Consider the following 11,111-nt stretch of genomic DNA (forward strand, 5'->3'; position numbering starts at 1 on the left):
ACATCTGTCTCTAAGAAGGATCTGCGACTCTCGTGTGATGTGGGTCGATCTGTACACGGTGGTGGCGGTGCTCGTCGCTGCCGCCACCTGGCTCCTCAGCCCCCACTTCCAGTCCTATGACCCGCCCGGTGACATCGCCCGCGGCGTCTGGTCGGCCATCGCCGGTGCGCTGTGGCCCGTCGTTGCGGTCGGGGTCGCTCAGGTCTACGCGGTCCGCTATGTCGCACAGCGGATTCGGCCCGTTCACGCCGTGGCTCCCGATGTGGCTCCACTGGTCGCCATGCGCTCCTGAGCTTCACCCGCCGTTCACCTCCTCGCCAACTGCGGCAGAAATCCTGAGTCGTCAAGCGGAATCGGCAATGATTGACGGCCTGACGAAGAGGAGATCCGTTCGTGAAGGTGCGCGCACAACTGGTATCGGCGGGCCTTGCCGCCCTGGCGATGACGGCGATCACGCTCTCGGCCGCCGCCACGGCCACGGCTGACGACTCGGGCAGCGGCCTGCTGTGGCCGGATCCCACCGAGCCGTACTACTGGGACGCCAACGAGAACGCCGGCGGCACCGGCCCCGCGCCGCTTCCGACCGACGATCTGTATTGGAAAGAGGGCCAGGACGCCGGCGGCACGGGCAACGCTCCTCAGCCGAACCAGCCCGAGTACACCGATGAGGGCGAGAACGCCGGGGCGGTCTAGCCCCTTCGGGTCACGACGACCACACGAGCAGCCCGCTGGTGCGGGCCAGCTCCGCGCGGGCGCGGCGCTCCACCAGTAGCGGGATGAATTCGCGAACCGTGCTGTCGTGGAAATGATCGTGCGCCTCGGCAACCGTGCGAGCTACGTCATCACGAGGGTGGTCGGAGTAGGCCGCGGCCAAGCGGTCCACCACCTGCTCGATCAACATAACTTCACTTACATTTCCCACGCTTCTACTCTGGGCCATCCAGGCAGCCCGGTCAATTTGATGTCCGTCACGGTGCCGGATCGCCGAGGTAGTGCGCCAAGACCGGGCGCAACCATTCGGTGAGCGTTGCGTCATCCATGGTCACCAGCGGCGGAATCCCGAGCACGTAGCGGCCGACCGCGAGACCGAGCATCTGGGTGCCGACCAAGGCCGCCCGCTGCGCGGGCTGATCGGGCACCACCGCGGCCAGCGCCGGGGCCACCTGGTCGACGAAGACACTCAGTAGCGCCTCGGCGGCCATGCGATTGGTCGACGCCGAACGCAACAGCGGCAGGAACGGACCGCTCGGCCCCCAGACCTCGACGAACAGCGGCAACACTTTGTCGACGACATTGTCGGGCGCCACCCCGGTGAGATCGGGGAACGTGATGGCCGCCCGAGAGGCCGCGGCAAACAGATCGGCCTTGTTGCCGAAGTAGTGCATGACCAGCGCCGGGTCGACGCCGGCCGCCGACGCGATCGAGCGGATGGTCGTGCGCTCGAAACCGCGCTCGCCGAATTGAGATCGGGCCTCGGCCAGAATCCGGGCCCGCGTCGCCTCACCGTCGCGCGGTTTCGTTGCCATGGGGACCATTCTATTCAACAACTGTTGACATCACTAACACCCCGGCCTAGCGTCGAATTCAACAACTGTTGATGAGGTGCCCGCCATGACTGTTACCGCCATTCAGATCGGCCTCGATCCCGACGTCATCGACTTCGCGTCGCCAGACTTCGCCCAGTTCCGCGGGCTGTCGAAAGACGCATTGCGGGCCGCCAACGACGAGAACGTCGCCTCGTTGCGGACCGCCGGCTACCAGGTCGACAACTGCCTGATCGAATTCGGCGAGGCCGGCGCCGAGAAAGCCCGGCGGTGGCTGGACGCGAAGCGCTACGACGCGGTGCTGATCGGCGCCGGGGTGCGTCTGGTCGCGAACAACACCCTGCTCTTCGAGTCGATCCTCAATGCCGCCCACGTCAGCCAGCCGGGATGCCGGTTCGTGTTCAACCAGGCGGCCAAGGCCACACCCGACGACATCCGGCGCTGGTACCCCGATCCCGAAGGAGAGGTCCGATGACTGATCACGACGTCGACGTTCTGGTGGTCGGGGCCGGTCCGACCGGGCTGATCGCCGCCGGCGATTTGGCCCGAGCCGGCCGCTCGGTGACCGTGCTGGAGCGCTGGGCCACCACCAACCCGTCCAGCCGGGCGTTCGCGGTGATGGCCCGCACGTTGGAGGTGCTCGATGCCCGTGGGCTCGCAGACGACTTGCTGAGGAGGGGCCAGCAGGCGCCGCGGGTCTCGATCTTCGGCGGCGCCCGAATCGATCTGACCCACCTGGATTCGCCCTACCGGTTCGTGCTGATCACGCCGCAGACCAATGTCGACGCGGAGTTGGCCAGCTATGCCGAAGCCCACGGCGCCGATATCCGTCGCGGGCTCGAGGTCGTGGATCTGGTGCAGGACGCAGACGGGGTGACCGTCGCCGCGCGGGCGCATGGCGGTGACGGCCTGGTCAGCAGCTGGCGAGCCAAGTACGTGATCGGCGCCGACGGCTCGCGCAGCACGGTGCGCACACTCGTCGGTGCGGAGTTCGCAGGCAAGACGGTGCTGTCATCGTTGGTGTTGGCCGACGTGAAGCTGGCCAACGGGCCGGCCGGTGGGCTGAAGCTGGGCAGCACCAGGAAGGTGTTCGGGTTCCTGGCGCCCTACGGTCGCGGCGACGCCGACGGCTCGTGGTACCGCGCGATGGTGTGGGACCGCGACCATCAGGTGCCCGACAGCGAGCCGGTGGAATCCGCCGAGGTGACCGATGTCCTGAACCGCGCGATGCAGACGGACATGGGTGTGCGCGAGATCAGCTGGAAGTCCCGATTCCATTGCGACGAAAGGCAAGTCGAGCAGTATCGGCACGGTCGGGTGTTCCTGGCCGGGGACGCCGCGCATGTGCATTCCCCGATGGGCGGGCAAGGCATGAACACCGGAATCCAGGACGCGGTCAACCTCGCCTGGAAGCTCGGTGCGGTCCTCGGGGGTGCCGACGACAGTCTGCTCGACACGTACCAGCAGGAGCGGCACCCGATCGGCCGACGGGTGCTGAGACAGTCGGGTCTGATGGCGCGCGGGGTCACGCTGCATCCGCGGATCGCGCGAGCTCTGCGAAACCTGTTGGCGCCCAGACTACTTGGCGTTCCGTTCGTGCGCGACGCGGTGGCGGGCAGCTTCGCGGGCACCGGCCTGCGCTACGGGCGGCGCGGGCTCGTCGGCACCAGGGCCACTCAGATACCACTCACCGACGACCGGCTGACCGACTTGCAGCGCACCCCGTGGTTCGTGTTGATCCGCGAGCGCAAGGCCGCGCCCGTCGAGGTCTCGGGGGTGCTGCAGGCCGAGCGCACCGACGACGGCCCCGCGGTGCTGGTGCGCCCCGACGGCTACATCGCGTGGACGGGGTCCTCGACCGACGACGGCTGGCGCGACGTGCTGGCGCAGTGGTTACCGACTGCGGAGTCGCTGCATTCACACTGAATGCGCGATGTGGACCGTTGCGTTGCCGCCGTTACGTTTTGCATCGAACATCGCTTGGTCGGCACGCTCCACGATCGAATCGAGCAACGCGATGGGGTCGACTCCCTCGGCGGCGAAGCTGACAATGGCAACACTGGTGACACCGACGCTCGCGGTAATCGGGTGATCGGCCGGCGCCGCGATCGCATGCCTGATGCCGTCCGCGCGCTGCCGCGCGTGGCCGGCTCCTGCGAGATCGACGACGACGAATTCCTCACCGCCGATCCGGGCTACCAAGGCACCGTTACGAACTGCCGAAGTTATCCGACGAGCGCAGCGGATCAAGACCTCGTCGCCGGTGGGATGGCCGAAGGTGTCGTTGATCGCTTTGAAGCGGTCCAGGTCGACGACCGTCGCGGCCACTTCGCTATCCATCGGTGTGGCCTCGCGCAACAGCTCGCCGATGTGCAGGTGTAGGCCGCGCCGGTTCAACAAGCCCGTCAGTGGATCGGTGACCGATTCGTTGGCATCGTTACGCAGAGCCCAGATTCCGAGCTGAATCCCCAGCGGAGTCGCGACCACCGGCGTCACCAGCGCGAGCGCCTTTGCGGTGACGCCCAGCGCATCCACATTCGCCGCAACACTCACTTGAGCGGCAAACGATGCCGTTACGAGCAATATCCAGACGATATGCCCAGTAAGGACTTTCGGGCCGTCGAAAAACATCAGCAGCACCGAGAGCATCGCGAAGGCGTTGAACGCGAACAAGCCCAACAACCAATTGGTGTCCAGCACCGCCACGGCGGCGATCGCGATGTCGGCCGAGATTACGAACGCAAGCGATACCTGCCGCGACGGCCAGGGCCGATAACACCACACCCAGCCCCAGAAGAGCTGCAGCAAGGCAAACACCGCAACAGCCATCTGCGACGCCGGGGTGCGCGCTGACGGCAGCAAAATCAGTAGCGACAGCACGCCGTTGAAGCCGGTGCCCATCCCGATCAGCACCTGGATCGGTCCCGATTTCGCCCGCTTGGTGAAGTACTGCACCTGCGCGGCGTAGTCGACCGGCTCACTCCACCAGTCGCGCAGATGACTGCTGAACCCGGCGAAACTACTCAGGGATGCCTGCAAGGTGTTGCTCTCAAGTCAAACGGCGCAGTGATGTATTTGAATTGACAATAACGCCTTCGGCTTAGCCAGCGATACCTCTCGGCGGGATTTTCACACGCAGATGGCGGATCTTGCCGAGAACGCACGGTTGCTGCCGACTGATCCTCCTGGCGGAGGTGGCTATGAGATATGAGTGCGCCCGAAGGGATTCGAACCCCTAACCTTCTGATCCGTAGTCAGATGCTCTATCCGTTGAGCTACGGGCGCCGTCTGTATTCAGTTGTTCGTGGCTGACGAATCAGCCGCGGCGGAGGCGAGAGGATTTGAACCTCCGGTCCCCTGTAAGGGGGACAACTCATTAGCAGTGAGTCCCATTCGGCCGCTCTGGCACGCCTCCTGAACTACCTGAGCGTACCGGAGCGTGGTGCAAGCCCCGGGACCGCCGATGGATGAGAGTACACAGCGGCGACGGCTCGTGGCAAAGCGATACCCGTGGCCCCCTAGACTTGGGCGAATGACCGCCCGTCTGCGCCCCGAGCTGGCCGATCTCCCGGCCTATACCCCGGGTAAGACGGTGCCGGGCGCCATCAAGCTCGCCAGCAACGAGACCGTGCACGGGCCGCTGCCCAGCGTCCGCGCGGCCATCGCCGCCTCGGCCGAGACCATCAACCGCTACCCCGACAACGGTTACGTGGAGCTCAAGGAGCACCTGGCCAAGCACGTCGATTTTGCCCCCGAGCACATCGCGGTGGGCTGCGGGTCGGTGAGCCTGTGCCAGCAACTCATCCAGATCACCTCGTCGGTCGGCGACGAGGTGATCTTCGGCTGGCGCAGCTTCGAGATCTACCCGCTGCAGGTGCGCGTCGCCGGTGCCACCGCCGTCCAGGTGCCACTGCGTGACTACACCTTCGACCTGGACGCCATGCTGGCCGCGATCACCGACCGCACCCGGCTGATCTTCGTCTGCAACCCGAACAACCCCACCTCCACGGTCGTCGACCCCGACGAGCTGGCTCGCTTCGTCGCCGCCGTACCGTCCGACATCCTCATCGCCATCGACGAGGCCTACGTCGAGTACATCCGCGACGGCATGCTCCCCGACAGTCTCGGACTGGCCCGCAGCCATCCCAATGTCGTTGTGCTGCGCACTTTTTCGAAGGCCTACGGGCTGGCCGGCCTGCGTATCGGCTATGCCGTCGGCGACCCCGACATCATCACCGCACTGGGCAAGGTCTACGTACCCTTCACCGCCACCACCGTCTCGCAGGCCGCCGCGATCGCCTCGGTCAACGCCGCCGACGAGCTACTGGCCCGCACCGACGCCGTTGTCGACGAGCGCCGCCGGGTCTGCGCCGCGCTGAGCGAACTGGGCTACAGCTTCCCGCCGTCGCAGGCCAACTTCGTCTGGCTGCCGCTGTCCCCCGAACAGACGCCCGACTTCGTCGAGCAGGCCGCCGACGCCCGGGTACTGGTGCGGCCCTACGGCACCGACGGTGTCCGGGTGACGATCGGCGCTCCCGAGGAGAACGACACGTTCCTGGCATTCGCGAGGGCGTGGATCGCTAACCGCTGACGGGCACCCGGCCGGTGAATGCCACAAGCCGGTCCAGCTTGGAAGCATGCGCGGCGACGTCGACCGGATCGTCGAAGCCGGCCCTGACCCTGCCCTCCGGGGTGATGATCCGCTGGGCCAGTTCCGTCACATAATCGGTCAGAGCGTCCGGTGCGTCGACCTGCCGGCCGATTGCCGACGCGTAATCCCACGCATGAACCAGGAATTCAAGCGACAGGATGGCGGCCATGAATTGCGCGGGCGCCTCATTCGCGCCGAACGGCACCGTACCGTCCAGCCCGCGCCGGTGCCAGGCATCCAGCGCGGGCCGGGCGGCGGCGACAATCTGCCGTTCCACGGAGTCGTCGGGGTTGCGCTCGGGAAGCTGTGCGCCGGCGGCACCACCCAGCAGGGTGATCGAGTTCAGCAGATGATCGGTGAGCCCTGCGACGTCGAACTCACGGCACGGCGTCTGTCTTTTCAAATCATCGGAAGCAATACCGTGGACGACGTGTTGAAGAACCTGAAGCGTCGCCTCGGCACTGGCTAGTTCGTCGGCAGGCGGAGCGTCCGGTCCCGGGGTGAGTTCGTCAGCCATGCCCCAACCGTACGACTGGGCGCCGACAGAATAGTGTTCGTTGGAGTACACCGAGAAGGGACGCGCAGCATGGGCAAGATCTATGACAACGTCACCGAGCTGATCGGCCGTACGCCGCTGGTCCGACTCAACCGATTGACCGAGGGCCTCGACGCCCAGGTCGCGGTCAAGCTCGAGTTCTACAACCCGGCCAACAGCGTCAAGGACCGGATCGGTGTTGCGATCATCGACGCGGCCGAGGCCTCAGGGGAACTGAAGCCAGGCGGCACCATCGTCGAGGCCACCAGCGGCAACACCGGTATCGCGCTGGCGATGGTCGGCGCGGCGCGCGGCTACAAGGTGATCCTGACCATGCCGGAGACGATGTCCACCGAGCGTCGGGTCATGCTGCGCGCGTACGGCGCCGAGATCGTCCTCACCCCCGGTTCGGAGGGCATGGCCGGCGCGGTGGAACGGGCCAAGCAGATCATCGCCGAGACCGACAACGCGGTCTCGGCGAACCAGTTCGCGAACCCGGCCAACCCGGCGATCCACGAGAAGACCACGGCCGAAGAGGTGTGGGCCGACACCGACGGCGAGATCGACATCTTCGTGGCCGGTATCGGCACCGGCGGCACGCTCACCGGGGTGGGCCACGTCCTGCGGGAGCGCAAGCCTAGCGTTCAGATCGTCGGGGTCGAGCCGAAGGACTCCCCGCTGCTGACCGAGGGCGTCGCCGGACCGCACAAGATCCAGGGCATGGGTGCCAACTTCATTCCCGAGGTACTCGATCGTGAGGTCTACGACGAGATCATCGACGTCGAACTCGACGCCGCTGTTCAGGTGGCCAGGGATCTGGGCACCCAGGAAGGCATCCTCGGCGGCATCTCGTCGGGCGCGATCGTCTGGGCGGCACTGGAACTCGCCAAGCGTCCGGAGAACGCGGGCAAGCTCATCGTCGCGGTGGTCTGCGACTTCGGCGAGCGCTACATCTCCACCGTGCTCTACGAACACATCAGGGACTGAATTCATGGGGCTGCTGTCGACAGTTCGCGAAGACCTGACCAACGCGCGCGGCCATGACCCGGCCGCGCGCGGCGATCTGGAGAACGCCCTGGTCTACTCCGGCCTGCACGCGATCTGGTCGTACCGCCTTGCGCACCGACTGTGGGCCACGCCCGCGCTGCGCGGGCCCGCGCGAGTGCTGTCGCAGGTGACCCGCTTTCTCACCGGCATCGAAATCCATCCCGGCGCCACCATCGGCCGCCGCTTCTTCATCGACCACGGGATGGGCGTGGTGATCGGCGAGACCACCGAGATCGGCGACGACGTGATGCTCTACCACGGTGTGACCCTTGGCGGACGCTCGCTGGAGCACGGCAAGCGCCATCCCACACTCGGCAACCGGGTGGTCGTCGGCGCTGGCGCAAAAGTTTTGGGCCCCTTGGTCATTGGCGACGACAGTGCCATCGGCGCCAACGCCGTCGTCACCCACGACGTGCCAGCGGACTCGATCGCCACCGGCATTCCCGCCGTGGTGCGCCACCGCACCGAGAAGCAGCGGGAGCAGTTGGTGGATCCGACGACTTACGTCGATCCCGCGATGTACATCTGACGCTCCATCGAATCCAGCTGATCCGAACTGTCTGCTCCGGCCCTGGCCGGGATTAGCGTCTGCAGGCGCAATCCCAGCGAAAGGGCATCATGTCGAACCAAATCGAGCAATCCGGCAGCGCTCCGGCTGCAGTGGCCACGGCCGACGATCGGCCGCACCGCAAGCTCCGGGGCACGCTTGGTGTCTGGGGCATCGTCTTCGTCGTCGTGGCCGCCGCCTCACCACTGGGTGTCATCGGCGGTCCGGTGCCACTGGGGATCGGAATCGGCAACGGCACCGGCTTTCCGGCGATCTTCGTCGTCAGCACGGTGATCATCCTGCTGTTCGCGGTCGGGTTCACCGCACTGACGCCCTACGTCCCGGATGCGGGCGCGTTCTACTCCTACATCGGCAAGGGGCTGGGCCGGGTAACGGGATTCGGCTTCGCCTTCGTGGCGCTGATCTCCTACCTGACCCTGGAAATCGCCGTCTACGGCCTGATCGGCCAGGGCGCCCAGGCGCTGTTCAGCTCCTACGGCCTGCCGGATATCCATTGGGGCATATGGGCATTCATCGCGTTCCTGATCGTCACCGCGCTGGGCCATTTCAATATCGACTTGTCCCGCAACGTTCTTGGGGTTCTGCTGATCGGTGAAGTGGCGATCGTGCTGGCCCTCGACGCCGCCGTCATCTTCTCCGGTGGCCATGAAGGGCTGTCGACGGGCATCGTGACGCCGTCCGAAATCGTCTCGGGTGCACCGGGTCTCGCACTGCTGTTCGCAATCCTGAGCTTCATCGGATTCGAGGCGACCGCGGTCTTCCGCGACGAGGCTCGCGACCCGCTGCGCACCATCCCCAAGGCGACCTATCTGGCCGTCATCCTCATCGGTATCTTCTACACCGTGTCGACGTGGGCGCTGATCAGCGCGGTCGGCGACAGCAAGGCCGTCGAGCAGGCTCAGGCCGACCCCTCCGGCCTGTTGCCCGGTGCCACCGAGCAATACCTCGGCGCGGTCGGGCTGCACATCGTCCAGGTGCTGTTCGTCACCAGCCTGTTCGCCTGCATCCTGTCGTTCCACAACATCGTCGCCCGCTACGTGTTCACGCTGTCGACCCGCAAGGTGTTCCCGGCCCAGCTCGGTGACGCCCACGAGCGGCACGGCTCCCCCCACCTGGCCTCCGGTATCGACGCGGTGGTGGTCGCCGTCGCGCTCCTGATCGGCGTCCTGTTCAAGCTCGACCCGGTGACGCAGTTCTATACCTGGCTGGCGGGCATCTCCACGGTCGGCATCACCACGCTGCTGATCGCGACGTCGATCGCGGTGCTGGCCTTCTTCGCCCGCCGCAAGCGGGCCGGTCAGCTCGAGGTGTCGACCTGGCGCGCGTTCGTCGCACCCGGTATCGGCCTGGTCGGCCTGCTGATCTCCATCGGACTGATCCTGCAGAACCTGCCGACCCTGGTCGGTGGCTCGACACCCATCGCCATCGGCGTGGTCGCGCTGCTGGTCGCGTTCTTCGCACTGGGCGCCGGCATCGCGGCCCGGCGATCGGACGTGACCCTCGAGTGACGCCCGCGGTCTCGCGCCGTAGCCTTCATGGTCATGAGCGAGCCGTATGAATCCGTCACCGTCGACGTCAAGGACCACGTCGCCCAGGTCACGCTGATCGGGCCGGGCAAGGGCAATGCGATGGGCCCGCAGTTCTGGGCCGAAATGCCGGTGGTCTTCGCCGACCTCGACGCCGATCCGGATGTGCGGGCGATCGTGCTGACCGGGTCGGGCCGCAACTTCAGCTACGGCCTGGACCTGGTCGCCATGGGCGACACCATCGGCGGAGCGATGTCCACGGAGGTCTCGGCCCGCCCGCGCAAGGACTTCCACACCAAGCTCAAGGGAATGCAGCAGTCGATCACCGCGGTGGCCGATTGCCGCACCCCGACCATTGCCGCGGTCCACGGCTGGTGCATCGGTGGTGGCGTCGACCTGATCAGCGCAGTCGACATCCGCTACGCCAGTGCCGACGCGAAGTTCTCGGTGCGCGAGGTCAAACTGTCGATCGTCGCCGACGTCGGCAGCCTTGCCCGGCTGCCCTACATCCTGTCCGACGGGCATTTGCGCGAATTGGCCTTGACCGGCAAGGACATTGACGCCGCTCGGGCCGAGAAGATCGGCCTGGTCAATGACGTCTACCCCGACGCCGAGGCCACACTGGCCGCCGCACACGAGACAGCTGCCGAGATCGCCGCGAATTCACCTCTGGTGACGGGCGGCATCAAGGATGTTCTCGACGAGCAGCGCACTGCAGACGTGGCGGCCAGTCTGCGCTACGTTGCCGCGTGGAACTCGGCGTTCCTGCCGTCCAAGGACCTGTCCGAGGGCATCTCGGCGATGTTCGGCAAGCGCAAGCCGGAATTCACCGGCGAATAGCCGCTACTTTCCGGCTTTGATCGCCGGTACAGCTTTCGTGACGGCCAGGGCTGTGGGCTCGTCAGCGGGCTGAGTGGTCGTCGTCGCGCCCATGTTCATGCCGGCGACGGCGGGCGAGGAGTAGGCCGGGAATTTCGTCTCGTCGCCCGAGTCCGCGGTGTGGGTTAGCGACGCCGGAGCCGGATGGGTCAGCCCGAACAGGCCGAGTACGGCGATCGCGCCGCCACCCACAACGGTACCCAGCAACCTTTTATCCAAAGCCAAGCTTTTCCGAAGCTTCTTGGGGGAGGACATGTTGACCAGCACCTTTCAGGATCTTTTCGCGTAACGACACCCACCTGGACCACTAATCGCACATGGTCCAGGCAACTATTCGAACGCCTTCAATCCTTTGTATGCC

The 11,111-nt window shown here is 66.0% G+C and carries 14 protein-coding genes and 2 tRNA genes; 9 read left to right on the forward strand and 7 right to left on the reverse strand.

Features of this window, described 5'->3' with window-relative positions; translation table 11 throughout:
• Positions 1 to 37 precede the first annotated feature (37 nt).
• Positions 38 to 292, forward strand: a complete 255-nt coding sequence (locus EV580_RS14005; RefSeq protein WP_133691772.1) for a hypothetical protein — start codon at positions 38 to 40, stop codon at positions 290 to 292.
• Positions 293 to 393: 101 nt separating this feature from the next.
• Positions 394 to 693 carry a hypothetical protein gene (locus EV580_RS14010; RefSeq protein ID WP_133691773.1) on the forward strand — a complete coding sequence of 100 codons (300 nt, stop codon included), beginning with the start codon at positions 394 to 396 and terminating at the stop codon, positions 691 to 693.
• Between the two features lie 10 nt (positions 694 to 703).
• On the opposite strand, the gene EV580_RS14015 is transcribed toward EV580_RS14010, so the two are convergent.
• Positions 704 to 901, reverse strand: coding sequence for a three-helix bundle dimerization domain-containing protein (locus tag EV580_RS14015; protein ID WP_133691774.1), 198 nt, complete (start codon positions 899 to 901; stop codon positions 704 to 706).
• Positions 902 to 968: 67 nt separating this feature from the next.
• The gene (locus EV580_RS14020) at positions 969 to 1,526 is read right to left on the reverse strand and encodes a TetR/AcrR family transcriptional regulator (protein WP_133691775.1); all 558 of its coding nucleotides are present in this window, start codon (positions 1,524 to 1,526) and stop codon (positions 969 to 971) included.
• An 85-nt stretch (positions 1,527 to 1,611) separates the two neighbouring features.
• Here EV580_RS14020 and EV580_RS14025 point away from each other — a divergent pair, with 85 nt between their 5' ends.
• Positions 1,612 to 2,019, forward strand: a complete 408-nt coding sequence (locus EV580_RS14025; RefSeq protein WP_133691776.1) for a hypothetical protein — start codon at positions 1,612 to 1,614, stop codon at positions 2,017 to 2,019.
• Complete coding sequence (locus EV580_RS14030) at positions 2,016 to 3,470, forward strand: FAD-dependent oxidoreductase (protein ID WP_133691777.1); 1,455 nt, start codon at positions 2,016 to 2,018, stop codon at positions 3,468 to 3,470. Before EV580_RS14025 ends, EV580_RS14030 begins: the two co-directional genes overlap by 4 nt.
• Here EV580_RS14030 and EV580_RS14035 read toward each other — a convergent pair.
• From EV580_RS14035 to EV580_RS14045, 3 genes are all read right to left on the reverse strand, one after another.
• Positions 3,462 to 4,445 carry a GGDEF domain-containing protein gene (locus tag EV580_RS14035; RefSeq protein WP_133691778.1) on the reverse strand — a complete coding sequence of 328 codons (984 nt, stop codon included), beginning with the start codon at positions 4,443 to 4,445 and terminating at the stop codon, positions 3,462 to 3,464. The genes EV580_RS14030 and EV580_RS14035 overlap by 9 nt on opposite strands.
• Positions 4,446 to 4,756: 311 nt before the next feature.
• A tRNA-Arg gene (locus tag EV580_RS14040) sits at positions 4,757 to 4,829 on the reverse strand.
• A gap of 41 nt (positions 4,830 to 4,870) precedes the next feature.
• Positions 4,871 to 4,959: transfer RNA gene (locus tag EV580_RS14045), tRNA-Ser, on the reverse strand.
• 117 nt (positions 4,960 to 5,076) lie between these two features.
• Between EV580_RS14045 and hisC the strand changes: the two genes are divergently transcribed.
• A complete protein-coding gene (gene hisC, locus EV580_RS14050) occupies positions 5,077 to 6,135 on the forward strand; it encodes a histidinol-phosphate transaminase (RefSeq protein WP_133691779.1) in 1,059 nt (352 codons plus the stop codon).
• Here the strand turns inward: hisC and EV580_RS14055 are convergent.
• Complete coding sequence (locus EV580_RS14055) at positions 6,125 to 6,712, reverse strand: TIGR03086 family metal-binding protein (RefSeq protein WP_133691780.1); 588 nt, start codon at positions 6,710 to 6,712, stop codon at positions 6,125 to 6,127. The two genes, hisC and EV580_RS14055, sit on opposite strands and share 11 nt — an antisense overlap.
• 69 nt (positions 6,713 to 6,781) lie before the next feature.
• Between EV580_RS14055 and cysK the strand changes: the two genes are divergently transcribed.
• The 4 genes from cysK to EV580_RS14075 all read left to right on the forward strand — a co-directional run bounded on the left by cysK (position 6,782) and on the right by EV580_RS14075 (position 10,711).
• Complete coding sequence (gene cysK / locus EV580_RS14060; protein WP_133691781.1) at positions 6,782 to 7,717, forward strand: cysteine synthase A; 936 nt, start codon at positions 6,782 to 6,784, stop codon at positions 7,715 to 7,717.
• 4 nt (positions 7,718 to 7,721) lie between these two features.
• A complete protein-coding gene (gene epsC, locus EV580_RS14065) occupies positions 7,722 to 8,306 on the forward strand; it encodes a serine O-acetyltransferase EpsC (protein WP_133691782.1) in 585 nt (194 codons plus the stop codon).
• 89 nt (positions 8,307 to 8,395) lie between these two features.
• On the forward strand, positions 8,396 to 9,853 hold the full coding sequence (locus EV580_RS14070; RefSeq protein WP_133691783.1) for an APC family permease: 1,458 nt from the start codon (positions 8,396 to 8,398) through the stop codon (positions 9,851 to 9,853).
• A gap of 33 nt (positions 9,854 to 9,886) precedes the next feature.
• Positions 9,887 to 10,711, forward strand: coding sequence for a crotonase/enoyl-CoA hydratase family protein (locus EV580_RS14075; RefSeq protein WP_133691784.1), 825 nt, complete (start codon positions 9,887 to 9,889; stop codon positions 10,709 to 10,711).
• 3 nt (positions 10,712 to 10,714) lie between these two features.
• Here the strand turns inward: EV580_RS14075 and EV580_RS14080 are convergent, their stop codons facing one another.
• On the reverse strand, positions 10,715 to 11,005 hold the full coding sequence (locus EV580_RS14080; protein ID WP_133691785.1) for a hypothetical protein: 291 nt from the start codon (positions 11,003 to 11,005) through the stop codon (positions 10,715 to 10,717).
• Positions 11,006 to 11,111: the final 106 nt, after the last annotated feature.

Origin of the sequence: Mycobacterium sp. BK086, assembly GCA_004362315.1 — a bacterium.
In the GTDB taxonomy this organism is placed as follows: domain Bacteria; phylum Actinomycetota; class Actinomycetes; order Mycobacteriales; family Mycobacteriaceae; genus Mycobacterium.